The organism is Henriciella sp. (genome assembly GCF_029936995.1).
Classification (GTDB): Bacteria; Pseudomonadota; Alphaproteobacteria; order Caulobacterales; family Hyphomonadaceae; genus Henriciella.
In genome coordinates this window covers 62616-82511 of sequence record NZ_JAPYRE010000001.1, presented here as the reverse complement: position 1 = coordinate 82511, position 19896 = coordinate 62616, and the positions used below count along the sequence as shown (strand labels likewise).

General features: G+C 59.0%; 19 protein-coding genes. 11 read left to right on the top strand and 8 right to left on the bottom strand.

The features are described from left to right. Window positions 1-86: 86 nt before the first annotated feature. Together rfbC and rfbD are read left to right on the top strand one after the other, a co-directional pair. Window positions 87-659 carry a dTDP-4-dehydrorhamnose 3,5-epimerase gene (gene rfbC, locus Q1K31_RS00405; RefSeq protein ID WP_300375510.1) on the top strand — a complete coding sequence of 191 codons (573 nt, stop codon included), beginning with the start codon at window positions 87-89 and terminating at the stop codon, window positions 657-659. A 2-nt stretch (window positions 660-661) separates the two neighbouring features. Continuing rightward, entirely contained in the window at window positions 662-1534 is an 873-nt protein-coding gene (rfbD, locus tag Q1K31_RS00400; protein ID WP_300375508.1) for a dTDP-4-dehydrorhamnose reductase, read from the top strand. Between the two features lie 12 nt (window positions 1535-1546). On the opposite strand, the gene Q1K31_RS00395 is transcribed toward rfbD, so the two are convergent. Together Q1K31_RS00395 and Q1K31_RS00390 are read right to left on the bottom strand one after the other, a co-directional pair. Further along, on the bottom strand, window positions 1547-2701 hold the full coding sequence (locus tag Q1K31_RS00395) for a DegT/DnrJ/EryC1/StrS aminotransferase family protein (protein ID WP_300375506.1): 1155 nt from the start codon (window positions 2699-2701) through the stop codon (window positions 1547-1549). 128 nt (window positions 2702-2829) lie between these two features. Continuing rightward, a complete protein-coding gene (locus Q1K31_RS00390) occupies window positions 2830-3963 on the bottom strand; it encodes an iron-containing alcohol dehydrogenase (protein WP_300375504.1) in 1134 nt (377 codons plus the stop codon). 168 nt (window positions 3964-4131) lie between these two features. On the opposite strand from Q1K31_RS00390, the gene Q1K31_RS00385 reads away from it, so the two are divergent. Both Q1K31_RS00385 and Q1K31_RS00380 read left to right on the top strand, forming a co-directional pair. Next, window positions 4132-5124 (top strand): Gfo/Idh/MocA family oxidoreductase, encoded by a 993-nt coding sequence (locus Q1K31_RS00385; protein WP_300375502.1) that lies wholly within the window; start codon window positions 4132-4134, stop codon window positions 5122-5124. An 84-nt stretch (window positions 5125-5208) separates the two neighbouring features. Next, window positions 5209-7065 carry an ABC transporter ATP-binding protein gene (locus Q1K31_RS00380; RefSeq protein ID WP_300375500.1) on the top strand — a complete coding sequence of 619 codons (1857 nt, stop codon included), beginning with the start codon at window positions 5209-5211 and terminating at the stop codon, window positions 7063-7065. Here Q1K31_RS00380 and kdsA read toward each other — a convergent pair. Continuing rightward, window positions 7062-7916, bottom strand: coding sequence for a 3-deoxy-8-phosphooctulonate synthase (gene kdsA, locus Q1K31_RS00375; protein WP_300375498.1), 855 nt, complete (start codon window positions 7914-7916; stop codon window positions 7062-7064). The genes Q1K31_RS00380 and kdsA overlap by 4 nt on opposite strands. A gap of 198 nt (window positions 7917-8114) precedes the next feature. Here kdsA and Q1K31_RS00370 point away from each other — a divergent pair, with 198 nt between their 5' ends. Continuing rightward, window positions 8115-9329, top strand: a complete 1215-nt coding sequence (locus Q1K31_RS00370) for a threonine ammonia-lyase (protein WP_300375496.1) — start codon at window positions 8115-8117, stop codon at window positions 9327-9329. A 13-nt stretch (window positions 9330-9342) separates the two neighbouring features. Here Q1K31_RS00370 and Q1K31_RS00365 read toward each other — a convergent pair whose 3' ends face one another. Continuing rightward, a complete protein-coding gene (locus tag Q1K31_RS00365) occupies window positions 9343-9798 on the bottom strand; it encodes a hypothetical protein (RefSeq protein ID WP_300375494.1) in 456 nt (151 codons plus the stop codon). 176 nt (window positions 9799-9974) lie between these two features. On the opposite strand from Q1K31_RS00365, the gene Q1K31_RS00360 reads away from it, so the two are divergent. From Q1K31_RS00360 to Q1K31_RS00345, 4 genes are all read left to right on the top strand, one after another. Beyond that, window positions 9975-10841: an FKBP-type peptidyl-prolyl cis-trans isomerase gene (locus Q1K31_RS00360; protein WP_300375492.1), complete on the top strand. Its 867-nt coding sequence runs from the start codon at window positions 9975-9977 to the stop codon at window positions 10839-10841. 36 nt (window positions 10842-10877) lie between these two features. Continuing rightward, window positions 10878-11861, top strand: a complete 984-nt coding sequence (locus Q1K31_RS00355) for an FKBP-type peptidyl-prolyl cis-trans isomerase (RefSeq protein WP_300375490.1) — start codon at window positions 10878-10880, stop codon at window positions 11859-11861. Between the two features lie 78 nt (window positions 11862-11939). Further along, on the top strand, window positions 11940-12758 hold the full coding sequence (locus Q1K31_RS00350) for a manno-octulosonate cytidylyltransferase (RefSeq protein WP_300375488.1): 819 nt from the start codon (window positions 11940-11942) through the stop codon (window positions 12756-12758). Continuing rightward, complete coding sequence (locus Q1K31_RS00345; RefSeq protein ID WP_300375486.1) at window positions 12755-13384, top strand: histidine phosphatase family protein; 630 nt, start codon at window positions 12755-12757, stop codon at window positions 13382-13384. The genes Q1K31_RS00350 and Q1K31_RS00345 overlap by 4 nt, the downstream gene beginning before the upstream one ends. A 15-nt stretch (window positions 13385-13399) precedes the next feature. Here the strand turns inward: Q1K31_RS00345 and Q1K31_RS00340 are convergent, their stop codons facing one another. The 4 genes from Q1K31_RS00340 to Q1K31_RS00325 all read right to left on the bottom strand — a co-directional run bounded on the left by Q1K31_RS00340 (window position 13400) and on the right by Q1K31_RS00325 (window position 17491). Further along, window positions 13400-14371 (bottom strand): KpsF/GutQ family sugar-phosphate isomerase, encoded by a 972-nt coding sequence (locus tag Q1K31_RS00340; protein WP_300375484.1) that lies wholly within the window; start codon window positions 14369-14371, stop codon window positions 13400-13402. Window positions 14372-14583: 212 nt separating this feature from the next. Next, entirely contained in the window at window positions 14584-15453 is an 870-nt protein-coding gene (rfbA, locus tag Q1K31_RS00335; RefSeq protein WP_300375482.1) for a glucose-1-phosphate thymidylyltransferase RfbA, read from the bottom strand. After that, on the bottom strand, window positions 15450-16553 hold the full coding sequence (gene rfbB / locus Q1K31_RS00330) for a dTDP-glucose 4,6-dehydratase (protein WP_300375479.1): 1104 nt from the start codon (window positions 16551-16553) through the stop codon (window positions 15450-15452). Before rfbB ends, rfbA begins: the two co-directional genes overlap by 4 nt. A gap of 689 nt (window positions 16554-17242) precedes the next feature. Then, window positions 17243-17491, bottom strand: a complete 249-nt coding sequence (locus tag Q1K31_RS00325; RefSeq protein ID WP_300375477.1) for a DUF3489 domain-containing protein — start codon at window positions 17489-17491, stop codon at window positions 17243-17245. Between the two features lie 538 nt (window positions 17492-18029). Here Q1K31_RS00325 and Q1K31_RS00320 point away from each other — a divergent pair. Then, window positions 18030-18812 carry a PD-(D/E)XK nuclease family protein gene (locus tag Q1K31_RS00320; protein WP_300375475.1) on the top strand — a complete coding sequence of 261 codons (783 nt, stop codon included), beginning with the start codon at window positions 18030-18032 and terminating at the stop codon, window positions 18810-18812. Between the two features lie 9 nt (window positions 18813-18821). Next, complete coding sequence (locus Q1K31_RS00315) at window positions 18822-19556, top strand: phage replication initiation protein, NGO0469 family (protein ID WP_300375473.1); 735 nt, start codon at window positions 18822-18824, stop codon at window positions 19554-19556. Window positions 19557-19896 lie beyond the last annotated feature (340 nt).

The following is a 19896-nucleotide window of genomic DNA, read 5'->3' as shown; positions in this document are numbered from 1 at the left end:
CATTCTGGCAGTTCTTGTCTGGTCCGAACCACAAGCTTCTCGACAACCGGCATTGACGAATACCGTGGTGCAGGCAATCAAGCCGTATGCCCATCCTGAACGTCGAGAGTTTCGAAATCCTTGGCCCCTTGCTGATAACGCCAAAGGCGCATGGGGATTCCCGCGGCTGGTTCTGTGAGACATGGAATGCGCGCGACTGGGCCGAAACCGGCTTGCCTGATGTTCAGTGGGTTCAGGACAATCATGCCTTTTCTGCTGCGCCCGGCACGACCAGGGGGCTGCATTTCCAGGCCCCGCCCCATGCGCAGGCGAAACTCATACAGGTGCTGCGCGGCGAAATCTTCGATGTGATCGTCGACCTGCGCAAGGGATCACCGACCTATGGACAGACCCTCTGGATCACGCTCGATGCGAAAAATCATCAGAACTTTTTCGTGCCCGTCGGTTTCGCCCACGGCTACCAGACGCTGACGACCAATACACAGGTCGCCTACAAGGTTTCAGATTATTACGCGCCTGATTGTGAGGGCGGCCTGTTGTGGTGTGATGTGGACTTGAACATCCCGTGGCCAAAGCCTGATGATGTCGTCATGTCGGGCCGGGACTTCACATGGCCGACACTTGCGAACTTCGACACACCCTTTGACCAAGGCACCTGATCATGACCCAGGATATCCTCGTCACAGGGGGCAATGGCCGCCTCGGCATGGCACTGGCCCGGCAGGGTTGCCGCGCGCTGCCGCGAGACCGGATGGATATTACAGATCCTGTACAGCTTGCATCCGTCCTCGAGCAGCGCCAGCCATCATGCGTGATCAATGCCGCAGCCTATACCGCCGTCGACCACGCGGAAGACGAAAGTGACAACGCGCACCGGGTCAACGCTGCGGGCGCGGGGCTGCTGGCACGGCTCTGCGCGGCGGCCAGCATCCCACTCATTCAGATCTCGACGGATATGGTCTTCAGCAAGGCCGATCCGGATAGCCCGTTGCCGGAAAAGACCTGGCCGGAACCAGACTCGGTCTATGGGGCCAGCAAGCTCGAGGGCGAAACGCTGGTCCGGCAGGCGGGAGGGCCACACCTCATCGCGCGTGTCAGCTGGCTGTTCGACAGGGAAGGCGAGAGCTTCGTAAGCAAGATACTGGGCGCAGGTCTTCAGCGAGACACCCTGAAGCTGGTGGAGGACGAACATGGCCGTCCGACGCCGGCAGACGATCTGGCGGCAAAGCTCATCATACTGGCTGGATACCTGGAGCGCGGCGATCCACTGCCGCCTGTGCTGCATCTCGGTCCGCCGGTCCCGGTCAGCCGGTATGGCTGGGCACAACACATCTTCGAAACCGCCGAAAGGCTCGGCCATAGAGTGCCGACACTGGAGCCTGTATCGTCGTCACAGTTCAAGACCCCCGCAAACCGACCATTAGGCGTCGTGCTCGATGTCAGCCTTGCCGATAGCCTGCTCGGCCCGATGCCGGACTGGAAACCCTCATGCGAAGAGGTTGTCAGACATGCGCTGGATAGCTGGGCGTCCTGACAAGCAGGCGCCCTAGCTGGAAAAACCGGCGACCGCCTCCACGATACGATCCTGATCGTCTTCGCCGAGATAGGGGTGCATCGGCAGAGACATGACACGGCCGGCAAGAGCTTCCGTCACCGGAAGACCGCCCGGCCCGGTCGGATAATGTTCATAGGCGACGTTCATGTGCATCGGCACAGGATAATAGACCGCCGAGGGAATACCTTTTGACCTGAGGTGGGCCTGCAGGCCGTCGCGGTCCTCATGCTCGATCGTGTACTGCGCCCATGTCGAAACGACTCCTTCCGCGACAGCCGGCACTGACATCACATGCGGGGCGAGTTTCTCATTATAACGGGCGGCCACGCGGTTCCGCATTTCGATCTCGTCAGCAAAGATGGCGAGCTTCTCGCTCAGGATTGCCGCCTGTATGGAATCAAGGCGCGAATTCATGCCGATCCGCATGTTGAGATACTTGGGATCATGCTCGAAGTCGGCGCCCTTGGTATCCGAAGCGACCGCCTTGCCATGGACACGCAAACTATCAATCCGTTCCGCCAGAGCCGCATCATTTGTGACAACGGCCCCGCCATCGCCATAGCAGCCGAGCGGCTTGGCCGGGAAGAAACTTGTCGTGACGATGTCGGCGTAATCGGACGGGTGGCGGCCACTGATCGTCGTGCCGAAGCCCTGCGCGCTATCGGCGATCAGCTTCAGGCCGTACTTGTCAGCAACTTCGCGCAGGCGCGGATAATTGGCCGCCTGCCCGAACAGGCAGACACCAATAATGACTTTCGGCGTGAGCTTTCCTTCCTTCAAGGTCTGTTCAATGGCCGCCTCGAGGTGCCCGGGGTCCATATTGAACGTGTCCGGCTGGACATCGACGAAGACCGGCGTTGCGCCCAGCCACGGAATGACTTCTGCCGTCGCGCAGAACGTGAAAGACGGGCAGAACACCGCGTCGCCGGGCTGTAGTTCCCAGGCCATTAGCGGCAGCGCGATGGCATCTGTGCCGTTTGCACATCCGACCGCATGACGGGCCTTCGAGAAGGCCGCAAGCTCTTCCTCGAACTGTTTCACCTGCGGCCCCATGACAAACTGGCCGCTCTCAAGGACTTTTGCGATCGCGCTGTCGATCCTGTCACTGATGCGGGCGCGCTGGGCCTGAAGATCAATAAACTGCATGGCGGTGATGTCCTGTCTGTGCTGAGTTATACTGGCATGCAGGAGCGGTGTTTAAAAACCCCGGCAGCCAAGGCAATTCACGAATTCCGTTGCTTCATTTCAAACCGCAACAGACAGGGACTGTCCCGCTAGCCGAGCGCCCTTTCATAGATACGCTCATAATCTTCCTGGGTCGCCGGCTTGGCATTGCCGCGGTGAGCCAGGTCGGCCAGTGCATATTCAACGACACCCGGCCCGTCGGAAGCGTCCAGCCCGATCTCCTTCAGCGTGTGCGGGATACCGATGTCCTCGTTGAGGCGGGAAATCGCATCCGCCAGGTCGGCTCCTTCCTTGAGTCCCATCGCAACCCGAAGACGCTCATATTTGCGGTCTGCGGCACCTTCATTGAAGCGCAGAAGGTGCGGCAGGAAAATCGCGTTCAGCGTGCCGTGATGTAGCTTCTTCTCATGCAGGCGGCCAGCCGCGTGCGACAGCGCGTGAACACTGCCGAGCCCCTTGGTGAAGGCAAGTGCCCCTTCATAGGACGCCATCATCATGTTCCAGCGCGCTTCCGGGTCGGAGCCATCCTCGACTGCCCGGCGCAGCCAGCCATCGCCAACTGCCCGCGTCAGCCCGTCATAGCCGATCCCTTCGGCCGGCGGGTTCGACACAGGCACGAGCACCGCCTCGATACAGTGCGTGACTGCATCCATGCCGGTCGCCGCCGTCATCATCTTCGGCAGGCCAAGGGTGAGGTCCGGGTCACAGATCGCGACCGGGGGGATCAGGTTCGGCGATGCGAAAGTTTCCTTGCGGCCATTGTTCAGCGTCGTGATCATGCCGATGGAAACTTCAGAGCCGGTGCCTGCCGTCGTCGGAATCGCGATGAGCGGCGGCAGCTTCTTGATATGCTTTGAACCACCCGACATGGCGGCATATTTTTCCAGCGGGCCTTCATGGCTGGCCAGCAGGCCGACCGCTTTGGACAGGTCCATGCTGGAACCACCGCCAAGCGCAATGATGCCGTCTGCCCCGGCACTCTTGTAAAGCTCTGTCACCTTGATCGCCTGGTCTTCTGTCGGGTTGGCTACAGTGTCGGAGAAGACCCCTGCCGTCTTGCCGCCAATCGCTTCAAGGATCTGTTCGAGAATACCGACTGACTTGATGCCGGGGTCGGTGATGACGAATGGCTTTGACACGCCATTGCTCTTGAGGACGCCGGGGAGTTTCTGGATGGCCCCGTGGTCAAAGATGCAGGTATTGAGGAAGGTCATTACAGGCATGGCGGTCTCATTTCTCAAATCAGGCTATAAAACTACTGCCAAGTAAGACGGCGACGGCACACAGTGCAAGCCGGAGCCGCGCGTCATTATGCCCTTGAGATCGCCAGCCCGATCCTATGTTGTTGGTGACGCTTCCAGAAATTTCTCGATTCACAGGTAATCACTTCCATGACCCGACCTCTCAATATCGGCCTGCTCGGTGCCGCGCGGATCAGTCCGAAAGCCCTGTGTCAGCCGGCCGCCGTCATCCCTGCCGCACGCCTTTACGGCATCTCCGCACGCAACAAGCAGCGCGCCAGCCTGTTTGCCGAGGAGCACGGCGTACGCGAAGTCTTCGATACCTATGAATCCCTGATCGAGAGTGATGAGATCGACCTCATTTACAATCCGCTTCCCATCAACCGGCATGCCGAGTGGACAATCCGCGCGCTTGAGGCCGGCAAGCATGTGCTCTGTGAAAAGCCGCTCGCCATGAATATGGACGAAGCGACGGCCATGCAGGCCGCAGCCCAGAAATCCGGCAAGCGGCTGATCGAAGCTTTTCACTACCGCTATCACCCCGCTTTCCGGCAATGCCTGGACTGGGTTAGGGATGGGCTTATCGGTACCGTGCAGACAGTCGATGCTGTCTTCAATGTCGAGATCCGCGATAGCGACGACGAAATACGCCAGCTGCCCGAGACAGGCGGTGGCGCGATGATGGATCTCGGCTGTTATCCGTTGAGCTGGGCACTGCACCTGATGGATCAGGCTCCCACTTCCGTAACCGCCGAAGCCACGCTCACAAAACGCGGCGTCGATGAATCACTACAGGCCCGGCTTGAGTTTGGAGACGCGGCAACCGCAAAGCTGACAACATCCATGGCACAGGGCACGCCCTTCAAGGCCGAGATGACGGTAAAGGGCTCTGGAGGCTCGATCAGCTTCGTCAATCCACTTGCGCCGCACCAGGGCGGCCACCTCACAATGATGACAAAAGGCGGCGAAGTGAACGCCCCGGTCAGCCCGATCTCGTCTTACACCTGGCAGCTGGCCGCGGTCACAGAGGCTCTGAGAACCGACACGGCCCTACCGACAGAAGGTGAGGCCATGCTGACCCAGCAGGCCCAGCTCGACGCCATCTACGAGGCTGCCGGACTGAGAGGGTTGCGATACCGCTGACTGGAACGGGTTGTTGACTTATCTGCCGGTCTTGGTCCCGATAGTCGTCTGATCCAGCAATCTACCTGCCGAGGCAAACCGTCCGTGACCGACCCTATCCTTTCCGTCAGAGACCTGAAGATCGACTTCGACACACCTGACGGAACGGTCAATGCCGTGAAGGGCACAAGCTTTGATGTCGCCCCCGGCGAATGTCTCGGCATTGTCGGGGAGTCCGGGTCGGGAAAGAGCCAGTCGGCGCTGGCGGCCATGGGCCTCATTGCAGACAATGGTGCGGTCACAGGCTCGATAAAGTTCGGCGGACAGGAGATGGTCGGCGCGAAAGCGTCCACGCTGCGCAAGGTGCGTGGCGCGCAAATGTCGATGATTTTCCAGGATCCGCTGACATCGTTAACGCCGCACCTGACGGTTGGTGCGCAGATGCGCGAAGTGCTTGCCCTCCACCGTGGCATCAAGGGCGAAGCGGCCACGAAACACTGTGTCGACTGGCTGGAACAGGTACGCATACCCGAAGCCCGGCGACGTCTCGACCAGTTCCCGCACGAACTCTCCGGCGGAATGCGCCAGCGGGTGATGGTGGCCATCGCCATGCTGTGCGATCCGAAACTCCTGCTCGCCGACGAGCCAACGACAGCACTTGATGTAACCGTACAGGCTCAGGTCCTCGACCTGATGTTCGAACTCAAGAAAGAAACCGGCACCGGTATCGTGCTGATTACTCACGACATGGGCGTCGTAGCGCGGATGTGTGACCGCGTAGTTGTGATGAAGGATGGTGAAATCGTCGAGACCGGCTCAAGCGACGACATCTTCTACAAGCCTCAGCATGATTACACGAAAATGCTGCTCAACGCCGTGCCACGCATCGACCAGCCTAACCGCGAGGGGCGCCCGAAGCTTGGAGACGCTCCGAACAGCATGACCGAACCCGTGGTCAAGGCACGGGATGTGAAAGTGCAGTTCCCGGTCAATGTCGGCGGCGGCCTGTTCGGCAAAACCAAGATGCTGCGCGCCGTGGATGGCGTCTCTTTCGATCTGCGTCCTGGCGAAACGCTTGGCGTTGTGGGCGAGTCCGGGTGTGGCAAGTCCACGCTCGCCCGTGCTGTGCTGAAACTCGTGCCACAATCAGCCGGCAGTGTTGCCTGGATGGGACGCGATATCACGCATGCCGACCACAAGGAGATGAACGGGCTGCGCGATGATCTCCAGATCGTCTTTCAGGACCCGCTTGCCTCGCTCGATCCGCGCATGACCATCGGCCAGTCCATCGCAGAACCGCTGACAGTCCACAAACCCGGGCTTTCGAAGGCCGAGCGGGAGAAAATGGTCAAGGACTTCCTGCCGAGGGTCGGTCTGTCGCCGGCGTTGATCAACCGCTACCCGCACGAATTATCCGGCGGGCAGAACCAGCGCGTCGGCATCGCACGAGCCATGATCCTCCAGCCAAAACTTCTGATCTGCGACGAGGCGGTCTCTGCACTTGATGTGTCTGTGCAGGCCCAGGTTGTCGATCTGCTGATCGAGCTACAGAAAGAGTTCGGGCTCGCCATGATCTTCATCAGCCATGACCTGTCTGTCGTGCGCGAGATCAGCCACCGCATTATGGTGCTCTATCTCGGCAAGGTCGTGGAAGTTGCAGATCGTCACACGATCTATGAGGACGCGCGCCACCCCTATACGCAGGCGCTGATTTCGGCCGTACCAACACCGGACCCGGAGTTTGAACGCGGCAAGGAACGCCTCAAGCTGCGCGGCGACCTGCCCTCGCCGCTCGACCGTCGTTCGCCGCTGCGTTTCATGAAATCGGTCATCGTCGATGATCCGGATGCGGAGCAATACGATCCGAAGCTGATCGAGGTCGCCCCCGGCCACCTCGTCGCCGAGCACGATCCATATGAAGACGTGGAGGGGCTTTACGCGGACAAGACTGAAGCGGCCTAACCGTTCACCGTTTCATGTATGGTCTTCAGTGTCCGCAGCAGCGGTTTCGCCGCTTCCAGCGGCAGGCAGCTCGGTCCATCGCAGAGCGCCTTGTCCGGCTCGGGGTGAAACTCCAGGAACACACCGTCAGCGCCCGCAGCCACGGCTGATTTCGCGATCACGGCAACACCTTCCCGGCGCCCGCCGGTCGAGCCGCCAGATGTACGCGGATCAGCACCCGGCAGCTGGACAGCATGGGTCGCGTCAATCGTTACCGGCACGCCAAGCTCCTTCATGGCGGGGATGCCCAGCATGTCGACAACGAGATTGTTGTACCCGAAGCTTGCCCCGCGTTCACAGAGGATCGTGGGATTATCCCGTCCAGTGACTTCCCCCACCTTCGAGATGATGTTCTTGCAGTCCCACGGGGCCAGGAACTGCGCCTTCTTCACGTGCAGCCAGCCGCCGCGCGCCTTCACCGCCTCGGCGCCTGCAACAACCAGGTCGGTCTGGCGACAGAGGAAGGCGGGCACCTGTACAACCTCTGCCACTTCCGCGACCGGCCGGGCCTGCTCTGGTGTATGGTAATCGGTGACAACGGGAACGCCGAACTCGGCCTTCACGTCCGAGAGGATATTCAATCCCTCTTCAAGACCCGGTCCACGATAGGACTTGATCGATGAACGGTTCGCCTTGTCGAAACTGGCCTTGAATATGTAGGGCAGGCCCAGCTCATCACATACGCTCTTGAGATGTTCGCAGATCCGCATCGCGAGATCGCGGTTTTCAAGCACGTTCATCCCGGCCATGACGGTCAGGGGCTGGCCGGTACCGATGGAAATATTGTGTTCTGCGAGGGTGAGATGGCTCATGATCCGTTCCTGCTTTTTCGAAGCCCAGCGATTAGACAAGACAGCACCACACGGCAAGAGCAGCTGAGCGCCATGCCTCCTTGCGCGAGATAGAGAATATCCGTCCGGAAATTACCACGACATCCTATGGAGAAGGCCGCTTGCCCTCTACTGCCCCCCTCAATAGGGTGCGCCCGCGTTCAAAGCAGGACCTGAGCCATGAGTGAAAATCTGCCGATAAATCTTGATGATGTCCGGGATGCCGCGCGCATCCTTGAAGGACAGGTCGAGCGCACGCCGCTGCGCAAGTCCCGGACCCTGTCCGAGATTACGGCAGCCGATATCTGGATCAAGTTCGAGAACTTCCAGTTTACCGCTTCGTTCAAAGAGCGCGGGGCCCTGAACAAGCTTTCACAGCTCACCGATGAAGAGAAAGCCGCTGGCGTGATCGCGGCCTCGGCTGGCAACCACTCTCAGGGCGTTGCCTATCATGGCCGCCGTCTCGGTATCCCCGTCACCATCTGCATGCCGGTCACAACGCCGTTCAACAAGGTCGAGCATACCCGCGCCTTCGGGGCGCGTGTGCTATTGAAGGGCAACACCTTCGACGAGGCCAAGGCCCATGCCGAAAGCGTCATGGAGCGCGAGGGCCTGACCTTCATCCACCCGTTCGACGATCCACTCATCATGGCCGGTCAGGGCACGGCCGCGCTGGAAATGTTCGAGGAGGGGCTGGAGCCAGACGTGCTGGTTGTCCCGATTGGCGGCGGTGGCCTGATCTCCGGCTGTGCCACGGTCGCCAAGGCGCTGAAACCTGATATCGAGGTTATCGGCGTGCAGGCCTCCATGTACCCGTCCATGCTTGCCGCCATGCAGGGCCGTGAGGTGAAAGCCGGCGGGGCCTCCATCGCTGAAGGCATATCGGTCAAGACGCCGGGCGACCTGACACAGAAGGTCGTGCGCGCTCTGGTCGACGAGATTGTACTGGTCGAGGAAGAACACCTTGAGCGCGCCATAACCCTGCTGGCCGATGTCGAAAAAACCATCGCCGAAGGTGCTGGTGCAGCCGGTCTCGCCGCCCTCCTCGCGCACCCGGCGAAGTTCGCGGGCAAGCGTGTCGGACTGGTTCTCTGTGGCGGCAATATCGACACCCGCCTGCTGGCCTCAGTGCTAACGCGTGCGCTGGTGCGTGAGAAACGGCTGTCGAATATCCGCATCATCGGCGACGACCGGCCGGGTCTGCTGGCGCTTGTCTCCAAGATCATCGGTGACAATGGCGCCAATATCATGGAAGTCGCTCACAACCGGATCGCCCTCGATGTGCCCGCCAAGGGCGCCGAATTCGATATCCTGATGGAAACGCGCGACGCCCAGCATACCCAGGAAATCATCGACGCGCTCGCCCAGGCTGGCTATCCACCCCGGCGCAACTGAAGCGGACGGTCAGCTATTGCGGACGCTTCCGGTCAGGTGACTGGCCCGGTTCGAAAAAGTCGTCCGGGAAAGCCTCTTCCTGCTTTTTATCGAAGTGACCGTCTGGGAACTCTTTCTTCTGCTCTCCCTCAAAAACTGAGTCTGGATAGGCTTTCTTCTGTTCACGCTCAAAAGTGGAGTCAGGAAATTCCTTTCCCTGGTCTGGTTTGAACATACCCCCCGGAATTTCCCGGTCTGGCGTAAACATGCCTCCTGGAATCTTATCTTCGTCTCTCTGCGCCCGGACAGGCTCAGCCTGTTTCTGGAGCTTGGGGCGCACGGCTTCTTTGCGCTGAGCTTCCATTTGCACGTGCTCCGCCTTGGCAGTTCTATCGGCGTACTTGCCTGACTGCGCGAGGGCCGCTGGCGTGGCCAGCAGCGTCAGGCTCGAGGCAAGCATCGTGAGGCGGGAAAGTTTATGTGCTTTCATGTCTGTCTCCATTGAGAGTTGCGGTGCGAATAAACCGCCGCACCACCCTGTATTACGCAAAACACCCACCTGATCCGGACATGCGCGGCCCGACAAAGCGCAGCAGGGGATGATTTCGCTGCAGCCTTGTGCTTAGGGTCGTGCCAAGCCATTCAGTTTCAGGGAGCGTTTCGCCCGTGTTCAGATATTTTTCCGGAGCCATTCTGGCCCTCAGCCTCGCCGCCTGCGGCAACCAGCCTTCAGCTGATTTCGACAGCTATTTCCCATGGGATCCCGACAGGTCCGGCGTGGAGACAACCGAGCAGGGGCTCCAGTATGTCGTCGTCGAGGAAGGCCCGGAGGACGGCGCGGTCCCGAATATCGATTCCACCGTGCAGGTGCTTTATGAGGGCCGCCTGACGGATGGTACGACCTTCGACGGCAATTTCGAGAGCGGCCGCCCGGCCGTCTTCGGCGTCGGAAACGTTATCCCCGGCTGGACGCAGGGCCTCGAGCTGATGTCGGAAGGTGACGAGTACATTTTCTATATCCCGTCCGACCTCGCCTATGGCGAATCTCCCCGTCCGGGCAGCAAGATCAAGCCCGGTGACGACCTGATCTTCCGGGTCAGGCTGCTCAATGTCTTCGAGCCGAAACCGGCCGACAAGGAAGCGTGGGAGACCTACACCCCCTGGAATTCCGACAATGAAGCCGTCGAAACCACAGGCTCGGGCCTGGAATATGTCGTGCTGGAAAGCGGCGATGAAAGCGGTGCGAGCCCCGGCCCGCAAGAGACGGCCGTGGTGTTCTATGAAGGCCGCCTGGCCGAAACCGGGGAAGTGTTCGACAGCGCATTCAAGCGCGGCGAACCACTGATGATCCAGCCATCCCAGGTGATCCCCGGCTGGCAGGAAGCACTCTCCATGATGAAGCCAGGAGACCGCTGGCTCGTACATATTCCATCAGATCTCGGCTATGGCGAACGCGGCTATCCCGGCACCATCCCGCCAAATGCGGATCTCAATTTCGAGGTTGAGGTGGTCGATGTCCTCAAGAGCGAATAGACTTGCCTGAAACGCTGTTGCGATTCGGGGATGATGATGAATCTGAAAACTGCCCTTCTGGCCCTTCCCGTTCTTGTCATGGCCGGTTGCCAGTCCGGACCTGCAGAGCCGCCTGCCGGGATGGCGCAGGCTGTTGACACCTGCCGGGACATCGCGCCCGGGTCAGGCACTTACGCACCTCCCTTCCCGGCTGGATGTGAGGGTACGCAGGAGAGCGAAGACGGCCTGATATGGCTTGAGCTGACGCGCGGGCCGGAAGGCAGGGCCGCACCCGAGGCCGGGGCCACCGTCATCGTGGACTATGAGGGCTACCTTGCGTCAGACGGCACACGTATCGACAGCTCCTTCGAACGTGGCGAACCCGCGGTTTTCAAGGTCGAGGAAGTGATCGAAGGCTGGACACGCACGCTCAAACGCATGACGCCGGGCGATGAGTGGCTGGTCTATATCCCTTCCAATCTGGCGTATGGTGCCAATCCGCCGGGAGAGGGTGTGCCCGCCAACGCCGACCTTGTTTTCCGGATAAGGCTCCAAGGTTATATGAATGCCGATGCTGCGGCTGAGCTCAAGCAGACAGCTTCCGCAGACGAAGCCCTCGGGGCAGCGCCGGAACTCTGGGACGAGTTCCTCCCATGGGACAGCTCACGCGAGGGCGTGAAAACGCTGGAATCCGGGCTCTCCTGGTATCAGATCGATTCTCCGGGTGAGGCCGGTCCCACAATCAGCGCAGACGACATGGTTGCCATAGACTATGAAGCCCGCCTCGCCGACACAGGCCGTGTGGTCGGAACCACCTGGAACCAGACAAAGCCGCTTGTCGTGCGTGCCGGGGATCTCATTCCCGGCTTTGCCCAGACACTCACACTGATGCAGCCAGGCGATATCGTCATCGCCCACATGCCGTCGAAGATCGCCTATGGGGAAGAAGGACTGGATGACGCAATCCCGCCCGATGCCGACCTGGTCTATCTGGTCAACCTTATCACCCTGAATCCGCGTACACCGTCAGACACCAACTGAGCGGCTACGGGCCCTCTCTACTTGACCTCGCCGGGAATGGCCCGCACACCGCGCGAAACCGATTGGCGGGAGAGCCCTATGAAAACGCTCATTGTCATACCGGCAAGGTACGGCTCCACACGCTTCCCGGCCAAGCCGCTACATCCGATTGCCGGCCATTCGCTATTGTCACGCGTCGCCCGGATAGCAGCCGACACAGCTGCCTCGAACGAACAGGTCAGCTATGTCATCGCCACCGATCATGATGAGATCGCTGCCCATGCCCGCGAGATCGGCGCCCCGGTCGCCATGACCGATCCGTACCTGCCCTCCGGCACCGACCGCACACTCGCTGCCGCGCGCCAGCAGGCAGATGAGCCGGACTTTGTGCTCAACCTCCAGGGCGACGCCCCCTTCACACCGCCCGCCTATCTCAAGGCTCTCATAGAAGAAGCACGAAAGACGGAGGCGGACGTCATCACCCCTGTCACCCAGCTCGACTGGGATGCGCTGGACACGGTGCGAGACCAGAAGACACGTGAGCCTTTCAGTGGCACGAGCTGCGTGCGCCGTGCTGATGGTCATGCCCTGTGGTTCTCCAAGCAGGTCCTGCCTGCCATCCGCAAGGAAGAGAATTTGCGCAAGCAAGTCGCCCTGTCACCGGTCTGGCGGCATATCGGCCTGTACGGCTACAGGATGTCCGCACTGGAACGTTTCGCAAGCCTGCCCGTCGGCCACTATGAAGCCCTTGAGGGCCTCGAGCAACTTCGCTTCCTTGAGAACGGCATGACCATCATGACGGTACCCGTGACCTCCGGAGCGACAGCCATGTGGGGGGTCGATACGCCCGAGGATGCCGAGTATGCGGCCAGACTGATCGCTGAACATGGTGACCCGATGAAAGGGGCCCACGGATGAGCCGCAAGGTGTATATCGTTCGTCACGGGAACACGTTCGACAGGGGCGATACGGTCACGCGCGTCGGTGCACGTACGGACCTTCCACTTTCCAGGTCCGGACAGGAACAGGCCGATGCCCTGGCAAAGCATTTCAGCAGTATGCAGACAGCCTTCAGCCGGATTGTGACAAGCCCGCTGAAACGCACCCGCCAGACGGCCGAAACAATCGCGGCCGCCCAGCCGTCTGCCCCCGATCTCGAGACAGCCCCCTTCCTGCGCGAAATCGACTATGGCCCCGACGAGAACCAGCCGGAGGCAGACGTTGTCGCCCGGATCGGTGACGCCGCACTGGAGGCCTGGGAACGCCGGGCCGTCCCGCCGCCGGGCTGGAATGTGGATCCGCCAGCCATTATCGGAAACTGGGACAAGTTCTTCGCCTCGGTCGCAAAAGAGCCCGTATCCGGCCCGGTCCTCGTCGTTACCAGCAACGGGGTTGCCCGCTTTGCACTCCTGGCCGCGCGGCAAGCCAATCCGGAGCTCAATATCGAGGCTTCAGACCTCAAACTGAAAACAGGGGCCTATGGCATCCTCAGCATTGAAGCCGACGCGAAACCTGGCCTGCTCGACTGGAACATCCGCCCCTGAGCGCTTGCCCGAACGCTAGATATAGCCTTCCTCGAGCAGGTCCTTGGTATGGATCACACCGACCGGGCGCTGGTCTTCGAGGACAAAACCGTTTGCGATGCGGAGCTTGGTCATGACATCAACGACGAGCGCGATCCTGTCATCCTTGGCAAAGGTTCGCCCGCCGGGTGTCATGATCTGCGCAGCGGTTCGGGGGCCGTCCAGCCCATGCTCCATGGATCGCCGCAGGTCCCCATCGGTAATGATCCCCCGATAGGCGCCATCCTTGTCGACAACAGCGACACACCCCTGCCGGCCCGCCGCAATATCGTGAATGACTTCCTGTAGCCGGGCGTCTTCATCAACCGTCGGGACTGTCTGCTCCCTCGACATGAGATAGTCGGCAACCGTGTGGAGTGCCTTGCCGAGCTTGCCGCCTGGATGACGCGCGCCGAAATCTTCCGGGCTGAAGCCACGCCTGGCCATGAGCGCAACAGCCAGCGCATCGCCGAGTGCCAGCGTCATAGTTGTCGACGTCGTTGGGGCGAGACCATTCGGACAGGCTTCCTCGAACTCGGGGAGCCGCAATACAATATCGGCGTTTCGGCCAAGCACGGAATTGGGATCACGCGTGATCGCAATCAGCGGTATGCTGTAAGTCTTACAATATCGCAGGAGGTCAATCAGCTCCCGGCTACCCCCCGAATACGAAATCGCCAGCACGACCGAATCGGAGCGGACCATACCAAGGTCGCCATGACTGGCCTCTGTCGGGTGCAGGAAGAAAGAGGCCGTTCCGGTCGAAGCAAAGGTGGCTGCAATCTTCTGCCCGATATGCCCGGATTTGCCGACGCCCGCGACAATCACATAGCCGCGACACTCCAGCACCTTATCGACAGCGGCCTCAAAGCTTGCATCAAGCGCCTTCGACAATGCCCCGATCGCGTCAGCCTCAATGGACAAGACGCGGCGGGCGACCGCTACATCTCTCTGGCGCTGCTGTGTCATAATCTGCTCTCCTGATATGCGTAGGACCTTAGCCTTGCGCCTTTTCTGATATCGAATATCCGCCAAATGCAACGGCGTGTCGGCCGCGTAAACTCGAACTAAAAAGTGCTGCAAACGCTAAAATCGGCAACGTCATCGGCCTCAAGCACCATGTTCTCCGAAGTATAATCGCAGGTGCGTGAGATGCCGTTTAGGGCACCCCGGACAGCCTCTTATCGTTCCCTGAGTAGACTGAGCAGATAAGAACCATATCCATTTTTGCCGTACAACTGGCCCGCTTCAGCCAGTTCCGCATCGCTCATCCAGCCATTTCGCCAGGCAATTTCTTCCGGAGAGGACATACGAACGCCCTGGCGTTCAGAAATGCTTTTTACGAAGTTTCCGGCATCTAATAGGGAGTCATGCGTCCCGGTGTCAAACCAGGCATACCCTCGCCCAAGTAGCTCCACGCGCAGATCCCCACGCACGAGATAAGCCTTGTTTACGTCGGTTATCTCCAGTTCGCCGCGGCCCGAAGGTGCGATCTCGGCAGCTATGTCCAATACGTCGTTATCGTAGAAGTACAGACCGGTAATGGCGTAACTGGACTTTGGCTCAACCGGCTTCTCCTCAATCGAGACAACGCGTTTTTCACGATCGAACTCCACCACCCCGTAACGCTCAGGATCGGCCACACGGCACCCGAATACTGTTGCTCCTTCTGTACGCGAAGCTGCTTCGGTCAGGATTTCTGGCAGGCCGTAGCCGTACAGAATATTATCGCCCAGCACGAGAGCGACGCTATCGCTGCCGACGAATTCGCGGCCGATGATAAAGGCCTGAGCAATCCCGTCAGGCGAGGGTTGTTCAGCATAGCTGAGAGAGATGCCGAGCCGCGAGCCGTCGCCGAGAAGACTTCTGAAAACTCCCAGATCATTGGGGGTGGTGATGACCAGAATTTCGTGGATACCCGCCATCATGAGCAGGGAGAGCGGATAGTAAATCATCGGTTTGTCATAAACCGGCAGCTGCTGCTTGGATTGCGCGAGTGTCAGCGGATGGAGTCTCGTGCCAGCTCCGCCAGCGAGTATGATCCCCTTCATGAGCGCCCCCCATTTCCTTTAGAGAAAGCAGTCTCTTCTGTCAGGCCGAGCCGCTTGCCCCCTCCCGTGCTTGTCAGGATGTCGCGCCACCACGGCTCATTGTTCAGATACCAGTCGACTGTCTCAATAATCCCGTCGCCGAACGCTCGGCGCGGGCGCCAGCCCAGTTCCTTCTCGATCTTGGTGCAGTCTATGGCGTAACGGAAATCGTGGCCAGGGCGGTCGCAAACAAAGCTGATAAGATCGCTATGAGGCGCTTTGGCGGGAAAACGTTCATCAAGGGCGGTGCATATAGTTTCTACAACCTCCAAATTTGTGCGTTCCGCACCGCCGCCCACATTGTAGCTTTCCCCAAGCTTTCCGCTCCCTGCGATCAGCAAAAGCGCCTCGGCGTGATCGTCCACGTGCAGCCAGTCGCGAACATTTTCGCCTTTGCCATAGACCGGCATGGCAGCCCCATCTCGCCCCTTTGTGATTATAACTGGGATTAGCTTTTCGGGATGTTGCCAGGGCCCGTAATTGTTTGAGCAGTTTGATAGAACCACCGGAAGACCGAACGTCTCGCCCCATGCCCGGACCAAATGATCTGAGGCCGCCTTCGACGCCGAATATGGTGAGCGTGGATCATACCGGGTTGTCTCGGTGAATGCCTGCGCGTCAGGGCTCAGAGAGCCAAACACTTCATCGGTAGAAATGTGATGAAACCGGAATTTCTCGCGCCGGCGCCCCTTTTGGGATTCGAGGAACGCTCTCGCGCCCTGAAGCATATTAAACGTCCCAACTATATTAGTTTGGATGAAATCACCCGGGCTATCTATAGACCGGTCGACATGGCTTTCAGCAGCCAAGTGCATGACCAGATTCGGCTCATGGGACTCAAAGACGGAGCGAACGCGATCTGAATCACGTATATCGCCTTTCTCAAGTATGAAACGATCGGATTTCGACGTCTCTTCATTGATCGCGGACGGGACCGCCGCGTACGTCATGGCATCCAGCACGACCACCTTGCTACTTGTCTCTTTGATGAGCCTGCGCACGACGGCAGAGCCGATGAAGCCAAGACCACCGGTAACCAAAACAGTATCAGCATGAATCATAGGCCGTGTTCTTTTTTTGCATACACATTGAATGGGTACTAGGTCATTCATTCTCCGCCAGCAACCTGATGACGGCCTACTGCTTACGCGCCTCCAACCTGCCGAATTTTGACACTCTGGAAAGAGATGCGGAGCCTGCAACAAATAGCGCTGGCTGTGAAATCTACCCCATGAAGCGCGCGCTGCAGCAGGCTCATAGCCTTCCCACAGAGATGTAAGAAAACCCGCGCCGGGCCCTGCGCCCAAATTCCCTGATAACTGGCGAAATACAGGGAATTTAATCCAATTAACAGGGAGAGCGTCGCTTCGAGCTCCTCTGAGGCCTCGTGTCGACGGGGTATTACGGCGAAATTCCCTAAGCCAAAGAACAGGGAATTAGAAATCCAAGAACAGGGAATTTCTTTCGCCAGAACAGGGAAACCGCGCAGCCAGTTCAGGTCAGTATCCAATGAGTTATGCGGTTGTGCGTGGTATCAGGCATTAAGTCTTTTTTGGCTGGTTTTGAAAAAGTTGACAGGCAGTGACGCATAGGCAGGACATGACCATCGCTGCCAACTTCTCCGAAGCTTTCATGCCAATTCAATTCTGTCATGGTAGGGATACTGCGAATATGTCCTGCTGACGCGTTCCAGTTTTACCGGCTTGGGCAAAGTACGGTGGGCCCGACAATCTGCATGGCGATTGCTCGATCAAAGCTGAAACGGATTTTCGCGACATATCCTATAGACGCTCGGCCCTGTCACGCCCGCTTGCCGCCTGATGTAATAGCCTCTTTGCCGTAACCTTGTCATCGCGGCGCGCACGGTGTGAGGCTGCCATCGAAGGGCTACCGCAAGCCCGTCGATTGTTGCGTCTTCCTGCAGCAGGCACACAAGCCACGCAAGCTTGCTACCCGGCACAGGCGGCCTTTCGAAAAACAAGGTATGTGATGATGTCATTTTTTTACCTCCAGCCTTGAGCGCCAGGTACCGCAAACCACCAAGGCAAGCTCGGAGCCGGCCGAGCCGTACTGATGACGCACGTCGCAAGCATAAACATCAAGGCTCAGTCTGAGCCCGAAGTCGAGCGTATTTCCACTGTTCAAGACCGGGCTCGGAACTACCCAGACCGGCGTCCGGACAACTCGCCACGTTCGACTTGACTGTGCCTGCACATCGAGCACTGGTCTCTCCACCCTAGATAGATTTAAAGGATGGAGTTCAATGAAAGGCATTACCAAAGATTGTCGAGTGGCTTTTGGCCGACCCGCAAAGACGTTGCCCATCGTTACCGCACAACTGCTATCGTGCTTGCGAGACGCCGAGACTGCCATGTGTCTCGCCATGAAGCACGGCGTCTGGGCAGAGCCCCAAGGCATCCAAGAACGGCACGGTTCACTAAATGTGAGCCTCGACCTTATTGAGGATCACGTCGCAACTATCCGGACGATCATCGAGCCGCCCGAAAAACAATCACCGTCTGGCGGAGGATGCGTAGATGCCAGATAGTATTTTCAGAGCCTTCAAGATCGATCATTTGTCCGCCTCCTCTATCAACAAGTGGACGGGCGACCGCGGCGCCTGGGTCGCACATTATGTGTTCGGCCTCAAAGGCGATGTTGGCCCCGCCGCCTGGCGCGGCAGCGCCGTTGAAGACGGCCTGACAGCATATGTAACGCGTTCGCGGATCGATCCACTGACACACGCCATGATGACGTTTGAACGCGATGCGAAGGGCGACCTTGATGACGATGTCGAAAAGGAGCGAGGCCTTGTGAGCCCCATGCTGGAACAATCGATAAGCGCCTGGGAGGACGCCCATCTTGGCAAGCCGGTAACCCAGCAGATCCGGGTCGAGACCTGGCTCGACGGCATCGAGATCCCCCTTGTCGGTTTCGCCGATTATTGTATGGATGGCTACTGCATAGACCTGAAGACGACCAAGGCGCTGCCATCGAAGCCGCGTCATGACCATACGCTCCAGGCAGCCGGCTATGCCTTGGCTCGAAATGAAGAGAGCGCTGCTCTCCTGTATGTTACGGCCAAAAAACACACGATCCATGAACTCGACCGCGACCAGCTTTCAGACGCCGTGTCAGACCTGACTCGACGTGCCCGAGGGCTGCAGAACACATTGACGGCTGCATGGGCGGCAGGCGGCGGTGATCCTGACCGCGCCAAACTTCGGCTCGCCGAAATGTGTCCTCCCAATATCGACACCTTCTACTGGAGCGAGAGGGACTTCGAGACCGCCCGCTCACAGATCGAAGCCTGGGCCTAGGAGGAGCAAATGCAATTACCAAAACCCGACAGTGTAGGCTTTGAAACCTGTCCGCCAGGCACGCATGTCGCGATCTGCTACCGTTTCATCGATCTCGGCACACAGCGTTACCAGCATCCGGGCGGGCCACGGGACCAGCACAAGGTCATGCTCTCATGGGAACTGCCGGACGCGCTTATCCAAGAAGGCGATCATGCAGGCGAGCCATTCACCTTCCATCAACAATACACATGGTCGATGCACGAAAAGGCGACATTGCGAAAGCACCTTGAAAGCTGGCGGGGTATTCCGTTTCGCGAAGAGGACTTTGGAGAAGACGGCTGCAATATACGCGACTTGCTCGGCAAGCCGTGCATGCTCACGCTCGCTCCATCTTCACGCAGCTATAAGTCGCAAATCAGCCTGCTATCTATCTCCAGGCTGGTCAAAGGAAAACGCGCACCGCACACACCACAGAACCCGATAACATACTTCTCGATGGAAGGACCGTATATCGACCTACTGACCTTCGACAGGTTGAGTGACAAGTTACAGGCAACCATCCGGAAATCGCCGGAGTATGATCGCTTGACACGCGCGGTTCCCATACGGATTTGGGCTCGGTGCATCGAGCCACACGCCCAGACGCTCTATGGAGGCTCACCAAATTTGGCGCAGACAACGAGCTTACTGACCTCCTCCGGTAGGCCACTGTCACTAGCACGCCAACCTGAGCGCCCAGCGCCGCCTCAGAAGGCATTCTGATGGCTTCGAACTTCTTGAAAACAAGTTCGGGGCGGCCTCTGAAGTGGATTGACGTACCCGCGAGCGAACAGAGCAGGCTACAGCGTAATGAAAAGCGACAGCGCTACAAAACCCGGAGGATGGGACTCCCGGCACAGCCTGTATCCGTCGAATCCTTATGGCTTACTCAGAATGGGATGTGCGTTTGTAATGAATGCCGCGGGCATGTGCCGCTTGAGATCCGCGATACCGTCATCGCCCATGAGTATTTTCGTGCCGGGAGAAATTCTCCAGGCCACGTTCCGACAAATGTTTCGCTTTGGCTTTCGGCGTGCAATTCGAGAGAAGCGGTCAAAGAAAA

What these genes read in the sequence shown, in the direction of transcription:
- Q1K31_RS00315 (WP_300375473.1), top strand. Translation starts at nt 18,822, where the DNA reads ATGCAATTACCAAAACCCGACAGTGTAGGCTTTGAAACCTGTCCGCCA.
- Q1K31_RS00365 (WP_300375494.1), bottom strand. Translation starts at nt 9,798, where the DNA reads ATGAAAGCACATAAACTTTCCCGCCTCACGATGCTTGCCTCGAGCCTG.
- Q1K31_RS00325 (WP_300375477.1), bottom strand. Translation starts at nt 17,491, where the DNA reads ATGACATCATCACATACCTTGTTTTTCGAAAGGCCGCCTGTGCCGGGT.
- Q1K31_RS00355 (WP_300375490.1), top strand. Translation starts at nt 10,878, where the DNA reads ATGAATCTGAAAACTGCCCTTCTGGCCCTTCCCGTTCTTGTCATGGCC.
- rfbD (WP_300375508.1), top strand. Translation starts at nt 662, where the DNA reads ATGACCCAGGATATCCTCGTCACAGGGGGCAATGGCCGCCTCGGCATG.
- rfbB (WP_300375479.1), bottom strand. Translation starts at nt 16,553, where the DNA reads ATGATTCATGCTGATACTGTTTTGGTTACCGGTGGTCTTGGCTTCATC.
- Q1K31_RS00320 (WP_300375475.1), top strand. Translation starts at nt 18,030, where the DNA reads ATGCCAGATAGTATTTTCAGAGCCTTCAAGATCGATCATTTGTCCGCC.
- Q1K31_RS00385 (WP_300375502.1), top strand. Translation starts at nt 4,132, where the DNA reads ATGACCCGACCTCTCAATATCGGCCTGCTCGGTGCCGCGCGGATCAGT.
- Q1K31_RS00340 (WP_300375484.1), bottom strand. Translation starts at nt 14,371, where the DNA reads ATGACACAGCAGCGCCAGAGAGATGTAGCGGTCGCCCGCCGCGTCTTG.
- Q1K31_RS00350 (WP_300375488.1), top strand. Translation starts at nt 11,940, where the DNA reads ATGAAAACGCTCATTGTCATACCGGCAAGGTACGGCTCCACACGCTTC.
- Q1K31_RS00345 (WP_300375486.1), top strand. Translation starts at nt 12,755, where the DNA reads ATGAGCCGCAAGGTGTATATCGTTCGTCACGGGAACACGTTCGACAGG.
- Q1K31_RS00395 (WP_300375506.1), bottom strand. Translation starts at nt 2,701, where the DNA reads ATGCAGTTTATTGATCTTCAGGCCCAGCGCGCCCGCATCAGTGACAGG.
- rfbC (WP_300375510.1), top strand. Translation starts at nt 87, where the DNA reads ATGCCCATCCTGAACGTCGAGAGTTTCGAAATCCTTGGCCCCTTGCTG.
- kdsA (WP_300375498.1), bottom strand. Translation starts at nt 7,916, where the DNA reads ATGAGCCATCTCACCCTCGCAGAACACAATATTTCCATCGGTACCGGC.
- rfbA (WP_300375482.1), bottom strand. Translation starts at nt 15,453, where the DNA reads ATGAAGGGGATCATACTCGCTGGCGGAGCTGGCACGAGACTCCATCCG.
- Q1K31_RS00370 (WP_300375496.1), top strand. Translation starts at nt 8,115, where the DNA reads ATGAGTGAAAATCTGCCGATAAATCTTGATGATGTCCGGGATGCCGCG.
- Q1K31_RS00390 (WP_300375504.1), bottom strand. Translation starts at nt 3,963, where the DNA reads ATGCCTGTAATGACCTTCCTCAATACCTGCATCTTTGACCACGGGGCC.